The sequence below is a fragment of the Curtobacterium sp. YR515 genome, assembly GCF_900113095.1.
GTDB lineage: Bacteria > Actinomycetota > Actinomycetes > Actinomycetales > Microbacteriaceae > Curtobacterium.
Window position 1 is genome coordinate 232,006 of sequence record NZ_FOOD01000004.1, and the last position, 18,360, is coordinate 250,365.

The 18,360-nt window shown below is 69.9% G+C and carries 19 protein-coding genes; 18 read left to right on the forward strand and 1 reads right to left on the reverse strand.

All coding sequences use genetic code 11. The features are described 5' to 3' along the window. The first annotated feature begins 27 nt into the window (after nucleotides 1-27). The 5 genes from thrC to prmC all read left to right on the forward strand — a co-directional run bounded on the left by thrC (nucleotide 28) and on the right by prmC (nucleotide 6,474). On the forward strand, nucleotides 28-1,107 hold the full coding sequence (gene thrC, locus BM028_RS12470; RefSeq protein WP_070416299.1) for a threonine synthase: 1,080 nt from the start codon (nucleotides 28-30) through the stop codon (nucleotides 1,105-1,107). 32 nt (nucleotides 1,108-1,139) lie between these two features. Continuing rightward, entirely contained in the window at nucleotides 1,140-2,099 is a 960-nt protein-coding gene (thrB, locus tag BM028_RS12475) for a homoserine kinase (RefSeq protein WP_071296240.1), read from the forward strand. A 161-nt stretch (nucleotides 2,100-2,260) separates the two neighbouring features. Beyond that, complete coding sequence (rho, locus tag BM028_RS12480) at nucleotides 2,261-4,480, forward strand: transcription termination factor Rho (RefSeq protein WP_092386951.1); 2,220 nt, start codon at nucleotides 2,261-2,263, stop codon at nucleotides 4,478-4,480. Nucleotides 4,481-4,483: 3 nt separating this feature from the next. After that, nucleotides 4,484-5,566, forward strand: a complete 1,083-nt coding sequence (gene prfA / locus BM028_RS12485) for a peptide chain release factor 1 (RefSeq protein WP_070416296.1) — start codon at nucleotides 4,484-4,486, stop codon at nucleotides 5,564-5,566. Between the two features lie 20 nt (nucleotides 5,567-5,586). Next, nucleotides 5,587-6,474, forward strand: coding sequence for a peptide chain release factor N(5)-glutamine methyltransferase (gene prmC / locus BM028_RS12490; RefSeq protein WP_092387296.1), 888 nt, complete (start codon nucleotides 5,587-5,589; stop codon nucleotides 6,472-6,474). A 292-nt stretch (nucleotides 6,475-6,766) separates the two neighbouring features. On the opposite strand, the gene BM028_RS12495 is transcribed toward prmC, so the two are convergent. Then, on the reverse strand, nucleotides 6,767-7,459 hold the full coding sequence (locus BM028_RS12495) for an HAD family hydrolase (RefSeq protein WP_139219824.1): 693 nt from the start codon (nucleotides 7,457-7,459) through the stop codon (nucleotides 6,767-6,769). Nucleotides 7,460-7,496: 37 nt separating this feature from the next. On the opposite strand from BM028_RS12495, the gene BM028_RS12500 reads away from it, so the two are divergent. The 13 genes from BM028_RS12500 to BM028_RS12560 all read left to right on the forward strand — a co-directional run bounded on the left by BM028_RS12500 (nucleotide 7,497) and on the right by BM028_RS12560 (nucleotide 18,352). Then, nucleotides 7,497-8,171: an L-threonylcarbamoyladenylate synthase gene (locus tag BM028_RS12500; RefSeq protein ID WP_070416294.1), complete on the forward strand. Its 675-nt coding sequence runs from the start codon at nucleotides 7,497-7,499 to the stop codon at nucleotides 8,169-8,171. After that, entirely contained in the window at nucleotides 8,168-9,394 is a 1,227-nt protein-coding gene (locus tag BM028_RS12505) for an MraY family glycosyltransferase (RefSeq protein WP_070416293.1), read from the forward strand. Before BM028_RS12500 ends, BM028_RS12505 begins: the two co-directional genes overlap by 4 nt. Further along, nucleotides 9,391-9,870 (forward strand): Cg1360 family ATP-synthase-associated protein, encoded by a 480-nt coding sequence (locus BM028_RS12510; RefSeq protein WP_254789564.1) that lies wholly within the window; start codon nucleotides 9,391-9,393, stop codon nucleotides 9,868-9,870. Before BM028_RS12505 ends, BM028_RS12510 begins: the two co-directional genes overlap by 4 nt. A 104-nt stretch (nucleotides 9,871-9,974) precedes the next feature. Beyond that, nucleotides 9,975-10,835, forward strand: a complete 861-nt coding sequence (gene atpB / locus BM028_RS12515) for a F0F1 ATP synthase subunit A (RefSeq protein WP_374115161.1) — start codon at nucleotides 9,975-9,977, stop codon at nucleotides 10,833-10,835. Between the two features lie 67 nt (nucleotides 10,836-10,902). Beyond that, nucleotides 10,903-11,139, forward strand: a complete 237-nt coding sequence (gene atpE, locus BM028_RS12520; protein ID WP_070416292.1) for an ATP synthase F0 subunit C — start codon at nucleotides 10,903-10,905, stop codon at nucleotides 11,137-11,139. A 9-nt stretch (nucleotides 11,140-11,148) separates the two neighbouring features. Continuing rightward, nucleotides 11,149-11,712, forward strand: coding sequence for a F0F1 ATP synthase subunit B (locus tag BM028_RS12525; protein ID WP_070416291.1), 564 nt, complete (start codon nucleotides 11,149-11,151; stop codon nucleotides 11,710-11,712). 2 nt (nucleotides 11,713-11,714) lie between these two features. Then, nucleotides 11,715-12,509 (forward strand): F0F1 ATP synthase subunit delta, encoded by a 795-nt coding sequence (locus BM028_RS12530; protein WP_092386955.1) that lies wholly within the window; start codon nucleotides 11,715-11,717, stop codon nucleotides 12,507-12,509. 107 nt (nucleotides 12,510-12,616) lie between these two features. Further along, complete coding sequence (gene atpA, locus BM028_RS12535) at nucleotides 12,617-14,245, forward strand: F0F1 ATP synthase subunit alpha (RefSeq protein WP_070416289.1); 1,629 nt, start codon at nucleotides 12,617-12,619, stop codon at nucleotides 14,243-14,245. Then, nucleotides 14,246-15,148, forward strand: coding sequence for a F0F1 ATP synthase subunit gamma (locus tag BM028_RS12540; RefSeq protein WP_071296243.1), 903 nt, complete (start codon nucleotides 14,246-14,248; stop codon nucleotides 15,146-15,148). A 47-nt stretch (nucleotides 15,149-15,195) separates the two neighbouring features. Beyond that, nucleotides 15,196-16,650, forward strand: coding sequence for a F0F1 ATP synthase subunit beta (gene atpD / locus BM028_RS12545; protein ID WP_022905457.1), 1,455 nt, complete (start codon nucleotides 15,196-15,198; stop codon nucleotides 16,648-16,650). 1 nt (nucleotide 16,651) lies between these two features. Next, nucleotides 16,652-16,915, forward strand: a complete 264-nt coding sequence (locus BM028_RS12550) for a F0F1 ATP synthase subunit epsilon (protein WP_022905458.1) — start codon at nucleotides 16,652-16,654, stop codon at nucleotides 16,913-16,915. A 5-nt stretch (nucleotides 16,916-16,920) separates the two neighbouring features. Continuing rightward, a complete protein-coding gene (locus BM028_RS12555) occupies nucleotides 16,921-17,685 on the forward strand; it encodes a YaaA family protein (RefSeq protein WP_254789595.1) in 765 nt (254 codons plus the stop codon). A 109-nt stretch (nucleotides 17,686-17,794) separates the two neighbouring features. Further along, nucleotides 17,795-18,352 (forward strand): hypothetical protein, encoded by a 558-nt coding sequence (locus BM028_RS12560; protein WP_139219825.1) that lies wholly within the window; start codon nucleotides 17,795-17,797, stop codon nucleotides 18,350-18,352. Nucleotides 18,353-18,360 lie beyond the last annotated feature (8 nt).

Genomic DNA, 18,360 nt, shown 5'->3' on the forward strand with positions numbered 1-18,360 from the left:
TCCAGAACCGACAAGAAGGGGAGCCTCATGGCCCACCAGTGGCAGGGTGTCCTGCGCGAGTACGCCGACCGTCTCGACGTCACCGAGGCGACGCCCGTCGTCACGCTCGGTGAGGGCGGGACCCCGCTCATCCCGGCGCGCCGCCTGTCCGAGCGCACGGGGGCCGAGGTCTACGTCAAGTTCGAGGGCATGAACCCGACCGGGTCGTTCAAGGACCGCGGCATGACCATGGCGATCTCGAAGGCCGTCGAGCACGGTGCGAAGGCCGTCATCTGCGCCTCGACCGGCAACACCAGCGCCTCCGCCGCCGCGTACGCCACGCACGCCGGCATCACCGCCGCGGTGCTCGTGCCCGAGGGCAAGATCGCCATGGGCAAGCTCAGCCAGGCCGTCGCCCACGACGCCCAGCTGCTGCAGGTGCAGGGCAACTTCGACGACTGCCTCGACATCGCGCGCGACCTCGCCGCGAACTACCCGGTGCACCTGGTGAACTCGGTCAACAACGACCGCATCGAGGGGCAGAAGACCGCCGCGTTCGAGGTCGTCGACGTACTCGGTGACGCGCCCGACTTCCACTTCCTGCCGGTCGGCAACGCGGGCAACTACACGGCGTACTCCCGCGGCTACCGCGAGGACGTGGCCGCCGGTCGGTCGTCCAGGCTCCCGCGCATGTTCGGCTTCCAGGCCGCGGGCTCGGCCCCGATCGTCCGCGGCGAGGTCGTCCGCAACCCGGACACCATCGCGTCCGCGATCCGCATCGGCAACCCGGCCTCGTGGGAGTTCGCGCTCGAGGCCCGTGACGAGACCGACGGCTACTTCGGTGCCATCACCGACGAGGCGATCCTCGCCGCGCACCGCATCCTCTCCGCCGAGGTCGGCGTCTTCGTCGAGCCCGCCTCGGCCATCGGCGTCGCCGGGCTCCTCGAGCGTGCCGACGCCGGCGTCGTGCCGAAGGGCGCGAAGGTCGTCATCACGGTGACCGGCCACGGCCTCAAGGACCCGCAGTGGGCCCTCCGCACGCAGGACGGCGGCGAGGTCACCCCGACGAGCGTCCCGGTCGACACCAAGTCGGTCGCCGACGTGCTCGGACTGGTCGGCGCCGAGTGAGCCCCGACCGCTCGTCCGGACCGGGGGAGGGCATGACCGCCCAGATCGCTGTACCGGCCGGACGGGCGGTCCGCGTACGGGTCCCGGCGACCTCCGCGAACCTCGGACCGGGGTTCGACTCCCTGGGCCTCGCCCTGTCGCTCTACGACGAGGTCGTCGTCCGGGTCCGGCCCGAGCCCGGCGCGACCGTCACGGTCGACGGTGTCGGCGCGGGTGAGGTCGCCACCGACGACACGAACCTCGTCGTCCGCGCCGTGCGCCGCGGGCTCGAGCACGCCGGCGTCGCACAGCAGCCCGGCCTCGAGCTGCACGCGGTGAACGCCATCCCGCACGGCCGCGGCATGGGGTCCTCGGCGGCCGCGATCGTCGCCGGGCTGATGGCCGCGCGCGGGTTGCTCGAAGGCGTCGTCGACCTCGACGCCTCGACCCTGCTCACGCTCGCGACCGAGATGGAGGGGCACCCCGACAACGTCGCGCCGGCGCTGTTCGGCGGGCTGACCATCGCGTGGATGACCGCGGAGGGCCCGGCGTACAAGCGCCTGCTCGTCCACCGCGGTGTCTCGCCGGTGGTCTTCGTGCCGACCTCGACGCTCTCGACGAAGCTCGCGCGCTCCCTGCAGCCGGCGAGCGTCCCGCACGAGGACGCCGCGTTCAACGTGTCCCGCTCCGCCCTGCTCGTCGCCGCGCTCATCCAGAGCCCCGAGCTGCTCCTGGCGGCGACCGAGGACCGGTTGCACCAGGCCTACCGTGCCAGCGCCATGCCGGAGACCGACGCCCTCATCGGCCTGCTGCGGCAGCACGGCCTGGCGGCGGTCGTCTCCGGAGCCGGCCCGAGCCTCCTGGTCCTCGGCAGCGACCCCGCGCAGCGACTCACCGCGGCCGACCTCGTGTCGCGACACGGGGAATCCGACTGGCGGGCGCTCATGCTGGCCGTCGACCTCGGTGGTGCTACAGTGGTGCCGCACTCGGCGCTCCAAGCCGAACCCGCGTAGGCAGCAGGAACTTCCTCGCCATGCTGGGTCCGGTGCGCGGGGGCAATCTCTTTCTGATCACCGAATCCCGGTCCGTCGTCTGAACGGCGGTCGATGCATACCCGTGCATCCGGGACGGTGGAAACTCTCCGCGTTCTGCGGTTCGAAAGGAAACACCGACCTTGACGAACGTCAACGACTCCACCCAGGTGGAGATCCCCAGCGATCTGCGCGCCCTCCGGCTCCCGGAACTCCAGCGCATCGCCTCCTCCCTCGGCATCACGGGGCTCTCGAAGCTCCGCAAGGGTGACCTCATCGCCTCGATCGAGGACAAGCGTCCCGTGACGGACGACGCTCCCGCCGAGCCGGCCGCACCCGCGGTCGAGGCCCCCGTGGCCGAGCAGCCGACGCTGCCGGAGCCGACCGAGGCACCCGCTGCCGAGGCCGTCGCCGACGCAGCGGCAGCGACCGAGGCCCCTGCGGAGCAGCCGGCGTCCTCGCGGGCCCGCCGTTCGCGCCGTGCCTCCTCCGGCGGCACCGTGAGCGCCGCGCCGACCTCGGCCGCCGAGCACACCAACCACGGTCAGACCGGCACCGAGGACCTCCTCGCCGGGCTCGACCAGGTCCGCGCCGAGAAGGACGCCCAGGAAGCCGCGCAGACCGGCGGCCAGCGTCGTGGCCGCGGGCAGCGCGACCAGCAGAACGGCCAGCAGGCCGAGCGCACCGAGCGCTCCGAGCAGACGCCGGACCAGGCCGAGCAGCCGACCCAGCCGGACGCCGCGGGCGACCAGCAGGAGCAGTCCGCGCACGGCACCGAGTCGGGCGACCAGAACGAACAGCAGGGCGAGGGCGGCTCGCGCCGCGGCCGTCGGAGCCGTGGTCGCGGTCGTGGCCGTGGCCAGAACGCCGAGAACGGCGAGCAGGGCGGCGACCAGAACGGTCGCGACAACGCCCCGAAGACCGACGCAGCCCAGAAGAACGGCCAGAACGGCCAGAACGGCCAGGGCCAGCAGGGCGAGCAGAAGAACGCCCAGCAGGACGACAAGAACGAGCAGAAGCAGAACGGCCAGCAGCAGAACGGCCAGCAGAAGCAGCAGGGCCAGCAGGGCCAGCAGAAGCAGCAGCAGCAGGCCCAGCAGAACGCCGACGAGACCGAGGGCGGCCGCAGCCGTCGCCAGCGTGACCGCAAGCGCGGCCGCGGCGGGCAGAACGACGAGTTCGAGCCGGAGATCACCGAGGACGACGTCCTGATCCCGATCGCGGGCATCCTCGACGTCCTCGACAACTACGCCTTCGTGCGCACGACCGGCTACCTGCCGGGCCCGAACGACGTCTACGTCTCCCTCGGCCAGGTGAAGAAGTACCACCTGCGCAAGGGCGACGCGGTCGTCGGTGCGATCAAGCAGCCGCGCGACAACGAACAGCAGAGCCGCCAGAAGTACAACGCGCTCGTGAAGGTCGACTCGGTCAACGGGCAGACCGCCGAAGAGGCCGCCGCGCGCGTCGACTTCCAGGACCTCACCCCGCTGTACCCGAACGAGCGTCTCCGCCTCGAGACCGAGCCCTCGAAGCTCAGCACGCGGATCATCGACCTCGTGTCGCCGATCGGCAAGGGCCAGCGCGGCCTGATCGTCTCCCCGCCGAAGGCCGGCAAGACGGTCGTGCTGCAGGCCATCGCCAACGCGATCGCGAAGAACAACCCCGAGGCGCACCTCATGGTCGTCCTCGTGGACGAGCGGCCCGAAGAGGTCACCGACATGCAGCGCACGGTGAAGGGCGAGGTCATCGCCTCGACCTTCGACCGTCCGGCAGAAGACCACACGACGGTCGCCGAGCTCGCCATCGAGCGTGCGAAGCGTCTCGTCGAGCTGGGTCACGACGTGGTCCTGCTCCTCGACTCGATCACCCGTCTGGGCCGCGCCTACAACCTGGCGACGCCGGCCTCCGGTCGCGTGCTCTCCGGTGGCGTCGACTCGTCGGCCCTCTACCCGCCGAAGCGCTTCTTCGGCGCCGCGCGCAACATCGAGGACGGCGGGTCGCTGACCATCCTCGCGACGGCGCTCGTCGAGACCGGGTCGAAGATGGACGAGGTGATCTTCGAGGAGTTCAAGGGCACCGGCAACATGGAGCTCCGCCTCAACCGTCACCTGGCCGACAAGCGGATCTTCCCGGCCGTCGACGTCAACGCGTCCGGCACCCGTCGCGAGGAGCAGCTGCTCTCCGCCGACGAGGTCAAGATCACGTGGCGCCTGCGCCGTGCCCTCGCCGGGCTCGACCCGCAGCAGGCCCTCGAGATCGTGCTGCGGAACCTCAAGGAGACGCAGTCGAACGTCGAGTTCCTGGTCCAGGTGCAGAAGTCGGTCCCCACGACCGGTGGGCACCACAACGGTCACCAGGAGTAACGCGTGTTCGAGTCGGTGGCAGGGCTGCTGGCGGAACACGAGGACCTGACGCAGCAGCTGTCGGACCCCGCGCTCCACGCCGATGCGGCCCGGGCGAAGAAGGTGAACCGGCGGTACGCCGAGCTCAACCAGATCAAGTCCGCGTACGAGTCCTGGAAGGCGGCGGGGGACGACCTCGCCGCCGCCCAGGAGCTCGCGCGTGAGGACGAGGCGTTCGCGGACGAGGTCCCGGCGCTCGAGGAGCAGCTGTCGGAGCGCCAGGAGCGTCTCCGCCGGCTGCTCATCCCGCGCGACCCCGACGACGGGCGCGACGTGATCATGGAGATCAAGGGTGGCGAGGGCGGCGAGGAATCGGCGCTCTTCGCGGCCGACCTCCTGCGCATGTACTCGCACTACGCCGAGTCCAAGGGCTGGAAGATCGAGATGCTCGAGCGCACCGAGTCCGACCTCGGTGGCTACAAGGACGTCCAGGTCGCGATCAAGTCGAACGCGACCGACCCGTCGCAGGGCGTCTGGGCGCACCTCAAGTACGAGGGCGGCGTGCACCGCGTGCAGCGTGTGCCGGCGACCGAGTCGCAGGGGCGCATCCACACCTCGACGACCGGTGTCCTCGTCTTCCCCGAGGTCGACGAGCCCGAAGAGGTCCAGATCAACCAGAACGACCTCAAGATCGACGTCTACCGGTCCTCGGGGCCCGGGGGACAGTCCGTCAACACGACCGACTCCGCGGTCCGCATCACCCACCTGCCCACGGGCATCACGGTCGCGATGCAGAACGAGAAGTCGCAGCTGCAGAACCGCGAGGCCGGCATGCGCGTCCTGCGTGCCCGCATCCTCGCGCGCCAGCAGGAGGAGCTCGACGCCATCGCTTCGGACGCGCGCAAGTCGCAGATCCGCGGCATGGACCGTTCGGAGCGCATCCGTACGTACAACTTCCCGGAGAACCGCATCGCGGACCACCGCACCGGGTACAAGGCGTACGACCTCGACCGCGTCATGAACGGTGCGCTCGAACCCGTCATCCAGTCCGCCATCCAGGCGGACGAAGAGGCACGACTGGCCGCCATCGGCGACCAGGACGCGTGAGCGACGTCCCCTCGGACGGCCTGGAGGCGCGACCCGCCTCCGACACGCCCGTCGCGTTCGCCGCGGACCGCCTCCTGCGCGAGGCGGCCGCGGCGTTCGACGCGGCCGGCGTCCCGACCCCGCAGGTGGACGCGGAGCTGTTGCTCGCCTGGGCGACCGACACCTCGCGCGGCGCCGTGCAGGCCCGGGCGATGACCGGCGGCGCGATCGCTGCCGAGCACGTCGAGCGCTTCCGGCACGCCGTCGCCCGACGCGTCACCCGCGAGCCGCTCCAGCACATCACCGGCGAGGCGTACTTCCGGGCGCTGACCCTGGCCGTCGGCCCCGGCGTGTTCGTCCCGCGGCCGGAGACCGAGGGCGTCGTGCAGTTCGGCATCGACGCACTCCGCGCGGTGCCCGTGCCGTCGCCGGTCGCCGTCGACCTCGGGTCCGGCAGCGGCGCGATCGCCATCGCCATGGACACCGAGGTGCCGAACGCGGTCGTGTACGCGGTCGAACGCTCGCCCGAGGCGCTCCCGTGGACGCGGCGCAACATCGATGCCCACGGCGGGACGGTCCGCCTCGTCGAGGGCGACCTCGCCGACGCGCTGCCCGAGCTCGACGGCACGGTGTCGGTCGTCGTGTCGAACCCGCCGTACGTGCCCGACGACGCGGTGCCGATCGACCCCGAGGTCCGCGACCACGACCCGGCCGTGGCGCTCTACGGCGGTCCGGACGGACTCGATGCGGTGCGTGCCCTGGCCGACACCGCGTGGCGCCTGCTCGTCCCCGGGGGAGTCCTCGTCATCGAGCACGCCGAGCCGCAGGGCGCCGGCGTGCGCGAGGTCCTGGCGCGCCGGGGGTTCCGTTCCCCGGAGACGCACGTCGACCTGACGGGACGCGACCGCACGACCACGGCGACACGCTAGGCGGGGTCGAGCCGCGCCTCCTGGACCCGGTGTGGGCGCGTGGTCCTGTGGGCCGCTCCGCGCATGGTAGGCCGTTCCGCGCGTACCTGGTCGTTCGTTCCTGCCCGGTACGCGCGTTTCCGCTTCCTACCGCACGCGTGATGGGAAGGATCGCGCGGCGGTCCGGGCCTGGAGGCGCGGATCACCTCCGCCGGTCAGCCCGCCGCCGTGAGTCGGTGCCGTTCCGCGAATGGCGGGCCGTTCCGCGCGTACCTGGTCGTCCGTTCCTGCCCGGTACGCGCGATTCTGCTTCCTAGCGCACGCGTGATGGGACGTTCGCGCTGCGGTCCGGCTGCTCCGCTAGGGGCGCGGCGGCCTGCTGTTCCGCGACGAAGGCGAGGACGGCTTCGCGCAGGTCGGTGTGCTCCTCGACGAGCACCGCGTGGATGCCGACACTCTGTGCGCCCTCGACGTTGATCGGCATGTCGTCCGCGAAGAACGTGCGCTCGGCGGGCACGCCGTGGTGCTCGAGCGCGCGGCGGTAGACCTCCGGCTCGGGCTTGCGCGCCCCGAAGTTGCTCGTGGTGTCGAGGTGCTCGCCGAAGACGGGCGCGAGGGACGGCGCCCAGCGGTGGATCCACCGGCCGGCCAGTGGCCCGTTGTTCGTCAGGAGACCGACGCGACCGTGCTCGCTCGCGACGCGCACCGCCTCGATCCGGTCGGGCAGCTCGGTCATCGCGGCGCCGCGGATCCGCGCCCACTCGGTCTCGGGGACGTCGCAGCCCATGGCCTCGGCGAAGGCGGCGAGGTACTCGTCGCCGTCGGCGTACCCGCCGGCCTCGGCGCGCTGCTCGTTGCCGCAGTCCCACCAGCGGCGACGGAGCTCCGCGAACTCGTGCCCGGTGAACTCGGCGAGTGCGGCCATCCGCACCTGCCAGTCGTACCGGACGAGGACCTCGTCCATGTCGAAGAGGAACAGGAGGCGGGGCGCAGGGGACTCGTTCACGATGCCACCCATTGTGTCGCACTATCATCGTCGAGTCATGGCATCCCGATACGACTGCACCGACTCCGACGGGCTCCTGACCGGGATGCGGCTCGCACGTGCCGCACTCGGGCGCGGAGAGCTCGTCGTGGTCCCCACCGACACCGTCTACGGCGTGGCCGCGGACGCCTTCAGCGCGGCCGCCGTCCAGCGACTGCTCGACGCGAAGGGACGCACCCGGCAGTCGCCGCCGCCGGTGCTCATCCCCGGACCGCCGACCCTGGACGCGCTCGCGAGCGACATCCCGCAGCAGGTGCGCGACCTCGTCGACGAGTTCTGGCCCGGCGGCCTCACCGTGATCCTCCGTGCGCAGCCGTCCCTCGACTGGGACCTCGGCGAGACACGGGGCACCGTGGCGCTCCGGATGCCGGACTCGCGGATCGCCCTCGAACTCCTGCAAGAGGTCGGTCCGCTCGCGGTGTCCTCGGCGAACACGACGGGAGACCCGGCCGCGATGGACGCCGACCAGGCCGAGGCGATGCTCGGCGACAGCGTCGCGGTGTACCTCGACGGGGGCTCGCTCGAGCCGCACGAGGGGTTCGCGGAGTCGACCGGTTCGACGATCGTCGACGCCACGGGGCTCTCCGACGGCGGCAAGCTCCGGATCGTCCGCCACGGTGTGATCCCGGACGAGGAGATCACCAGGGTCGTCGGAGCCGACCTCGTCGGATGAAGTACTACCTGCTCGCCGGGGCCATCGCGGCCGTGGTGAGCTTCTGCGTCAGCTGGATCGTCTGGAAGCTGGGGCTGAAGTACAAGTGGTACCCGAAGGTCCGTGAGCGGGACGTGCACCGCACGCCGACGCCCCGGCTCGGCGGCATCGCGATGTACATCGGCGTCATCGTCTCCCTGCTCGCGGCGTGGTTCCTCTTCCCGTCGATCGCCGGCACGGACTACTTCCGGTTGGTGTTCTCCGAGCCGGGTCGTGTGCTGGCGGTGCTCGGAGGGGCGACCATCATCGTGGTCCTCGGCGTCGCCGACGACATCTGGGACCTCGACTGGATGACGAAGCTCGCCGGGCAGATCATCGCCGCGGGGATCCTCGCCTGGCAGGGCGTGGCGATCGTGTCGCTGCCGATCGGGAACACGCTCGGGGTCGGGTCGTCCTACATGAGCCTGATCTTCACCGTGCTGGCGGTGGTGCTCGTCATGAACGCGGTGAACTTCATCGACGGCCTCGACGGCCTCGTCGCCGGGGTGGCGATCATCGCCGGCGGCGTGTTCTTCCTCTACACGTTCTTCATCAACCGCGTGGTCGTGCAGACGGAGTTCTTCTTCAACCTGCCGTCACTGCTCACCGCCGTGCTCGTCGGTGCCTGCTTCGGCTTCCTCATCCTCAACTGGCACCCCGCGAAGCTCTTCATGGGGGATGCCGGCGCCCTGCTCGTGGGCTTCCTGATGGCCACCAGCGCGGTCTCGGTCACGGGCAACATCGACCCGGCAGCGGTGCAGACACGCCAGGCGCTGCTGCCGGCGTTCATCCCGATCCTGCTGCCGTTCGCGATCCTCATCGTGCCGATCCTCGACTTCGGACTCGCGGTCACGCGTCGGCTCAGCGCGGGCAAGTCCCCGTTCTCGGCCGACCGGAAGCACCTGCACCACCGCCTGCTCGACATGGGGCACTCGCACTTCCACGCCGTGCTCATCTTCTACGCGTGGACGGCCACCGTGGCGATCGGCTGCCTGCTGTTCCTCTTCGTGGACTGGTACTGGGTGGTCGTCTTCGTCGCCGTCGGCTTCATAGTCTGCGCCGTCGCCACCTTCGCCCCGCTCGGCCGCAAACGCGCCGAGTTCGCCGCACAAGTCGCCACCCGGTCCACCGCCGTGGTGGACGCCAGCCTCGACCCGCTCGACCGGGCCGCCAACGACCGCTCGATCCCAGGAGACAACTCGTGACCGCACCGAACGCGCTCGACCACGTCCGGCCGGTGTTCCGCCGCATCATCACCTGGGGCGCGCTCCTGGCCGTCGGACTCGCCGTCGTCGGGGGAGTCGTCGGACTGCTCGTCGCCGGCGGTCCCGGGCTCGCCGGTGGCCTGCTCGGAGCCGTCCTCAGCGTCGTGTTCCTCGGGCTGACCGCTGTGAGCGTGCTGGTGGCGCTGCGGGTCTCCAAGGGGCAGATGATCTCCGGCGCGTTCTTCGGGATCGTGATGGGCACGTGGCTGCTCAAGTTCGTCGTGTTCATCGTCGTCCTCGTCCTGCTGCGCGACCGCGGCTGGGTGGACTTCCCGGTGCTCGCGATCGCGATCATCGTCGGGGTCGTCGGCTCGCTCGTGATCGACGTGGTCGCGGTCGCGAAGGCCCGGATCCCGATCGGGGTCAGCCTTCCCGGAGACTCCGCGTCTCCTGAGAAGGACGCGCCCCGCAACTGAGAGCCCGGGAAGCCTCTCGCACCTGATAGGCTTCTCGGAGTCCGCGTCCGGAGCATTGCTCGGAGCGGACGAGCCTCCACAACGTCCACCATCGCGTGCCATGCGTGCGCGCGCCGACACAGGAGACAGCGCTGCTATCCCACGCTCTTCCCCTGTCCCTCACCGCTGCGGGTAACACCGTTGCGGCGGGGAGCAGCAAGGCCGCCGAGTTCCATGGTCCGTCGATCAACGAGTTCTTCCCGGATGCGATCTTCTTCGCCGGGACGCCCTTCGAGATCGACCGACTCGTCATCATCCGGTTCATCGCCGTCGCGGTCCTGCTGCTGATCGGCATCATCGGGACCCGTTCGCTCAAGCTCGTCCCCGGCCGCGGCCAGGCGCTCATCGAGTACGCGTTCGACGTCGTCCGCCGGAACACCTTCGACAACCTGGGTGAGAAGGACGGCAAGCGGTTCCTCCCGCTGCTGGCCACGATCTTCTTCTCCGTGCTGTTCCTGAACCTCACGGGTCTGATCCCGGGGCTCAACCTGCAGGGCACCAGCCGTATCGCGTACCCGATGATCCTCGCGATCGTCGCCTACGTGGCGTTCATCTACGCGGGTCTGCGCAAGCACCCGGGCACCTTCCTCCGGAACTCGCTGTTCCCGCCTGGGGTCCCGTGGTACCTGTACATCATCGTGACGCCGATCGAGCTCGTCTCGACCTTCGTGCTCCGTCCGGTGACGCTGACCCTGCGACTCCTGATGAACATGGTCGTCGGCCACCTGCTGCTCGTCCTCTTCTTCGCTGCCACGCAGTTCTTCTTCTTCGACGCCTCGCTCGGTTTCAAGGCGTTCGGAGTCGGGACGCTCGCGTTCGGCATCGCGTTCAGTTTCTTCGAGATCCTGGTCGCGCTGCTGCAGGCGTACGTCTTCATGCTGCTGACCGCTGTGTACATCCAGCTCGCGCTGGCTGACGAGCACTGACCAACGACCTGAACTGACCCCCAATACGGCACGGCATCCGCCGGGCCGCATCCTGAAAGGAAAACACGTGGACGCAACGACCGTTCTCGCGGAAATCTCCGGCAACATCGCGACGGTGGGCTACGGCCTCGCGGCGATCGGCCCGGCCATCGGCGTGGGCATCGTCGTCGGCAAGACGATCGAGTCCGTCGCTCGCCAGCCGGAGCTCCAGGGCCGCCTGACGACCCTCATGTACATCGGTATCGCCTTCACCGAGGCCCTCGCCTTCATCGGTATCGCGACGTACTTCATCTTCACCAACTAAGGCCTCTCGATGCAGAACGCACTCATCATCGCGGCCGAGGAGACGCACAATCCCCTCGTACCGCCGCTGTACGACATCGTGTGGTCCGCGGTGGCGTTCGTCGTCATCCTGCTGGTCTTCTGGCGGGTCATCATCCCGCGGATCACGAAGATGCTCGACGAGCGCACCGAGGCCATCGAGGGTGGCATAAAGAAGGCGGAGGCTGCTCAGGAGCAGGCCGCTGCCGCGCTCGACGAGTACAACAAGCAGCTCGCCGAGGCCCGTGCCGAGGCATCGCGCATCCGTGAGCAGGCCCGTTCCGACGCCAACGCGATCGGCAACGAGCTCCGCGAGCAGGCGCAGGCCGATGCAGCACGCATCACCGCCAACGCGCAGGCCCAGATCGAGGCCGAGCGTCAGAGCGCGCTCCAGTCGCTCCGGACCGAGGTGGGCACCCTCGCCCTCGACCTCGCCTCCGGCGTGATCGGGGAGTCGCTCAAGGACGACGCCAAGTCGACCGCGGTCGTGGACCGGTTCCTCGCTGACCTCGAAGCCTCGCAGGGTTCGTCGGCATCGTCGGCCGGGGAGCGCTGAGCATGCGCAGCGCCACCAGGGAAGCACTGGCGTCGACGAGGGCGGTGCTCGCCGACCTCGGCGGTGCGGCCGACCTCGCCGCCGGTGCCGAGATCCTCGCCGCAGGGCGTGCGATCGCCGGTGCGCCGCAGCTGCTCGGTCTGCTGTCCGACCCGACGGCCGACCCGGCCGGCAAGAAGGTGGTCCTCGACCGCGTCTTCGCCGGCCAGTCGGCCGCGACGCGTGCGGTCCTGACCGCGGTGGCCGGCTCGCGCTGGTCCTCGCACCAGGACCTGCTCGTCGGCATCGAGGACGCGGGCATCCGCGCCGTCGCCGCCACGGCAGCGTCCGGCATGCCGATCGAAGCCGAACTGTTCTCCTTCGAGACCGCCGTCCGTTCGGACGCCGACCTCGAGCTGGCGCTGGGCACCAAGCTCGGCAGCCCGTCGGAGAAGAGCGCCCTCGTCGAGCGCCTGCTCGGCGGCAAGGCATCGGAGCAGACCATCGTGATCCTGTCGCACCTGGTGCAGCAGCCGCGTGGTCGTCGCATCGGTGAACTCGTCCGCGACGCCTCGCGCATCGTGGCCGAGCAGGCCGGCAAGCTCGTCGCGACGGTCATCACCGCGACGCCGCTCACGGACGGTCAGGCGGCTCGCGTCGCCCGTGCCCTCGCGGAGCAGCACGGCAAGGGCATCAGCATCAACCACGTGGTCGACCCCTCGGTCGTCGGCGGGGTCCGGGTGCAGATCGGCGGCGACGTCATCGACGGCACCGTGTCCACGCGGCTCTCGGAGCTCCGGCTCCAGGTCGCCGGCTAGGCGTACCGTCGAAGCCGCTCCTCCCAAGTCCACAACGGGAACTGCCGAGTCAGGCAGCGTCACCCTCTCGGAGCCGAAGGGCCCCGGAAACCAACAAGGAAAATCCCATGGCAGACATCACCATCAGCCCCGATGAGATCCGTGATGCCCTGAAGGACTTCGTCTCGAACTACGAGCCGACGAAGGCCTCCACGGCCGAGGTCGGGCACGTCATCGACGCCGGCGACGGCATCGCGCACGTCGAGGGCCTCCCCGGCGTCATGGCGAACGAGCTCATCCGCTTCGAGGACGGCACGCTCGGCCTCGCGCAGAACCTCGACGAGGACGAGATCGGCGCCATCGTGCTCGGCGAGTTCGCCGGTGTCGAAGAGGGCCAGGAAGTCACCCGCACGGGCGAGGTCCTCTCGGCTCCCGTCGGCGACGGCTTCCTCGGTCGCGTCGTCGACCCGCTCGGCGCTCCGATCGACGGCCTCGGCGAGATCCCGGCCGAGGGTCGTCGTGCCCTCGAGCTGCAGGCGCCCGGCGTCATGTCCCGCAAGTCGGTGCACGAGCCGCTCCAGACCGGCATCAAGGCCATCGACGCGATGATCCCCGTCGGCCGCGGTCAGCGTCAGCTGATCATCGGCGACCGCCAGACCGGCAAGACGGCCATCGCGATCGACACGATCATCAACCAGAAGGCCAACTGGGAGTCGGGCGACGAGGACAAGCAGGTCCGCTGCATCTACGTCGCCATCGGTCAGAAGGGCTCCACGATCGCCTCCGTCAAGGGTGCGCTCGAGGACGCCGGCGCGATGGAGTACACCACCATCGTCGCCGCCCCGGCCTCCGACCCGGCCGGCTTCAAGTACCTCGCCCCGTACACCGGCTCGGCCATCGGCCAGCACTGGATGTACCAGGGCAAGCACGTCCTGATCATCTTCGACGACCTGTCGAAGCAGGCCGAGGCCTACCGTGCGGTATCGCTCCTCCTGCGTCGTCCGCCGGGCCGCGAGGCCTACCCGGGTGACGTCTTCTACCTGCACTCCCGCCTGCTGGAGCGTTGCGCGAAGCTGTCCGACGAGCTCGGCGCCGGATCGATGACGGGTCTCCCGATCATCGAGACGAAGGCGAACGACGTCTCGGCGTACATCCCGACCAACGTCATCTCCATCACCGACGGCCAGATCTTCCTGCAGTCGGACCTGTTCAACGCGAACCAGCGTCCGGCCGTCGACGTGGGCATCTCGGTGTCCCGCGTCGGTGGTGACGCGCAGGTCAAGTCGATCAAGAAGGTCTCCGGCACGCTCAAGCTCGAGCTCGCGCAGTACCGCTCGCTCGAGGCGTTCGCGATGTTCGCGTCCGACCTCGACCAGGCGTCGCGTCGTCAGCTGGAGCGCGGTGCCCGTCTGACCGAGCTCCTCAAGCAGCCGCAGTACTCGCCGTACCCGGTCGAGGAGCAGGTCGTCTCGATCTGGGCCGGCACGAACGGCAAGCTCGACGAGGTCCCCGTGGCCGACGTCCTGCGCTTCGAGTCGGAGCTGCTCGACCACCTGCGTCGCAACTCGGACGTCCTGACGACGCTCCGTGAGACGAACCAGCTCAGCGACGACACCGTCGCCGAGATGACCAAGCAGATCGACGAGTTCTCCAAGAGCTTCCAGACGAGCGACGGCAAGACGCTCGGGTCCGAGCAGTTCGAGGCCGCTTCGGCCGACGACGTCGACCAGGAGCAGATCGTCAAGGGTCGTCGCTAGATGGCAGCGCAGGTCCGGGTCTACCGACAGCGAATCAAGTCCGCGAAGACCACGAAGAAGGTCACTCGCGCGATGGAGTTGATCTCGGCGTCGCGGATCCAGAAGGCGCAGGCCCGCATGGCCGCGTCGGGTCCGTACTCGCGGGCCGTGACGCGCGCGGTGTCGGCCGTGGCGACGTTCTCGAACGTCGACCACGTGCTGACCACCGAGCCGGAGTCGTCGACGCGTGCAGCCGTCGTGCTGTTCACGTCGGACCGCGGGCTGAACGGTGCGTTCAGCACGAACGTCCTCAAGCAGGGCGAGGAGCTGGCCTCCCTGCTCCGCAGCGAGGGCAAGGACGTCGTGTTCTACCTGGTCGGGCGCAAGTCCGTCGGGTACTTCGCGTTCCGTGAGCGCGCGTCGGAGCAGCAGTGGGTCGGCAACACCGACCAGCCGGAGTTCTCGACCGCGAAGTCGATCGGTGACGCCGTCGTGGCGAAGTTCCTGCAGGACACGGCCGAGGGTGGCGTGGACGAGATCCACATCGTCTTCAACCGCTTCCTGAGCCTCGCCACGCAGGAGCCGCAGGTCGTCCGGCTGCTCCCGCTCGAGGTCGTCGAGGGGGTCGAGGCACCGTCGAACGACGAGCCGCTCCCGCTCTACGAGTTCGAGCCGGACGCCGACGCGGTGCTCGACGCGCTGCTCCCGGTCTACATCGAGAGCCGCATCTTCAACGCCATGCTGCAGTCGGCTGCTTCCGAGCACGCCGCCCGGCAGAAGGCGATGAAGGCGGCGAGCGACAACGCCGACTCGCTCATCCGCGACTTCACGCGTCTCGCGAACAACGCCCGACAGGCCGAGATCACCCAGCAGATCTCCGAGATCGTCGGCGGCGCCGACGCCCTCTCGTCGAAGAAGAAGTAGTCCGCGTCGTTCGCGGACAGTTACCCACCCTCAGGAAGGCACCAGCCATGACCGACACCGCAACCACCGCGGTCGAGACGTCGTCGGCGCCCGGTGTCGGCCGGATCGCCCGTGTCACGGGCCCCGTCGTCGACATCGAGTTCCCGCACGACGCCATCCCCGAGATGTACAACCTCCTGTTCACGACCATCACCATCGGTGACTCGTCGCAGGAGATCGGCCTCGAGGTCGCGCAGCACCTCGGCGACGACCTCGTCCGCGCCATCTCCCTGAAGCCGACCGACGGTCTGGTCCGTGGCCAGGAGGTCCGTGACTCGGGCGCTCCGATCTCGGTCCCCGTCGGCGACGTCACCAAGGGCAAGGTCTTCGACGTGCTGGGCAACGTGCTCAACACCGACGAGAAGCTCGAGATCACCGAGCGCTGGCCGATCCACCGCAAGGCCCCGGCCTTCGACCAGCTCGAGTCGAAGACCTCCATGTTCGAGACCGGCATCAAGTCGATCGACCTCCTCACCCCGTACGTGCAGGGTGGCAAGATCGGCCTCTTCGGTGGTGCGGGCGTCGGCAAGACGGTCCTCATCCAGGAGATGATCCAGCGCGTCGCGCAGGACCACGGTGGTGTGTCGGTGTTCGCCGGTGTCGGCGAGCGCACCCGTGAGGGCAACGACCTCATCGGCGAGATGGAAGAGGCGGGCGTCTTCGACAAGACCGCCCTCGTGTTCGGCCAGATGGACGAGCCGCCGGGAACGCGTCTGCGCGTGGCCCTGTCGGCGCTGACGATGGCGGAGTACTTCCGTGATGTCCAGAAGCAGGACGTGCTCCTCTTCATCGACAACATCTTCCGCTTCACGCAGGCCGGCTCCGAGGTCTCCACGCTGCTCGGTCGCATGCCGTCCGCGGTGGGCTACCAGCCCAACCTCGCCGACGAGATGGGTGTGCTCCAGGAGCGCATCACCTCGACGCGTGGTCACTCGATCACCTCGCTGCAGGCGATCTACGTGCCGGCTGACGACTACACCGACCCGGCGCCGGCGACCACGTTCGCGCACCTCGACGCCACGACCGAGCTGTCGCGTGAGATCGCTTCGCAGGGTCTCTACCCGGCGATCGACCCGCTGACGTCGACCTCGCGGATCATGGACCCCCGTTACCTGGGTGCCGACCACTACGAGACGGCCACGCGCGTCAAGCAGATCCTCCAGAAGAACAAGGAACTGCAGGAGATCATCGCCATCCTCGGTGTCGACGAGCTCTCCGAAGAGGACAAGATCACGGTCGAGCGCGCTCGTCGTATCCAGCAGTTCCTCTCGCAGAACACGTACATGGCGAAGAAGTTCACGGGCGTCGAGGGTTCGACCGTCCCGCTGAAGGACACCATCGAGTCCTTCCGCGCCATCGCCGACGGCGAGTTCGACCACGTGGCCGTGCAGGCCTTCTTCAACGTCGGTGGCATCAACGACGTCGAAGAGAAGTGGGCGCAGATCCAGAAGGAGAACCGCTGACATGGCGGCACTCACCGTGAGCGTCGTCTCGGCCGACCGTGAGGTCTGGTCGGGCGACGCCACCATGGTCGTCGCTCGCACGACGGAGGGCCAGATCGGTATCCTCGCGGGACACGAGCCGCTGCTCGCGACCCTCGCGCAGGGACAGGTCCGCATCACCCGAGCCGACGGCTCGACGGTGGCGGCGGACGCCGAGGACGGCTTCCTGTCGGTCGAGCACGACACGGTCACGATCGTGGCGCGGCAGGCCGCGCTGGCGTCCTGACCGGACTGACCGTCCTCCTCCCGCCTTCGGAGACGAAGCGGGAGGGCGGGGACACGGACCGCACGCTCGACCTGCGTGCGCTGTCGTTCCCGGAACTGGCTGCTGAACGGGCCGCGGTGATCACCGCGGCCCGTTCCGTCAGTTCCGAGGAGTCCTCGGCCCGGACGGCCCTGAAGCTCGGCCCGAAGTCGATCGGGGAGCGGTTCCGCAACCTCGAGCTCGACACGTCGGGCACGATGCCGGCGATCGACCGGTACACGGGCGTGCTCTACGACCCGCTCGGCTCCCTCGACGCGGACGCTGCGACGCGTGCGTGGTGGTTCGAGCACGTGGTCGTGCAGTCCGCGATGTTCGGTCCCGTCCGCGGTGGCGATCGCATCCCGGCCTACCGGCTCTCCCACGACTCGCGGCTCGGGTCCGTCCGGCTCGCGTCGCACTGGCCGCAGCCGTCCGCCCGGGTGCTCGCGGCACACACGGCGGACGGGCTCGTGCTCGACCTGCGTTCCGAGGGGTACCGGCAACTCGGCCCCGTCGCGGGCGCGGTCGTCCCGCGCGTCGTGAGCGTCGACGGTTCCGGTCGGCGCAAGGCGTTGAACCACTGGAACAAGACCGCGAAGGGTCGCCTGGTCGCGCTCCTCGCCCGGACGGGCGCGGCGGTCACGACGACGGCCGAGCTGGTCGACTGGGCCCGCGCGCACGGCGTCGTCCTCGAGGAGCACGACGGCTCGTGGGACCTCGTCGCGGAGAGCCTCGAGCCCGCGACGGTCTGATCCCGGTTCCGCCCCGCTCGTCCTCCACAGGACGGGTGGGGCGGGTCGCGTTCCACAGGTGCCCACGTCGGCGGGTCCAGGAGGCGCGGCGTGCGTTTCGATGACGTGCATGATCCCCGTCACGACACGAAGCCACCCCGACGCCGCAGTGCGCTACCCGCGCGAGATCGCGGCCGCCGTCACCCTCCCCGCCGCCTGCGCGGCCCTCGTCGCGCCCGGCGACGCACCGTCGTCGCGTGGTGCGTCGATCGCGGTCGTCACGGCGTGCGGAGCACTGGCGACCCGGCTCGCGGTGATCCGGTTCCTCGCCGACCCCGCGCCGATCGAGCCCCGTGCGGTGGCCGCCTTCGACCCCTTCTCCGACCCGACACCGCCGGCGCTGTGCGGGTTCGGTCCCGAGCCGGACCGGGCGCGACTCCGGACCGCGGGCGACCGGTGCGCCGATGCCTGGCGGCACTGGCGTGCGGAGGACCCGTCGGCCGACTCGGCCGCCGGCGCCGCGGGGGCGTTGGCCGTCGCGGCGTGGTGCTCCTGGGCGCTCGGGTCCGCCGCGCGGGCACAGACGCGCGCGCAGCACGCCCTCGACACCCGGGCGGACGATCCGTTGGCGGGCCTGGTGCTGCGCTCGGTCCGGGCGGGGAGCGGTCCCGCGTGGGACCGTGGATGACGGTCGGC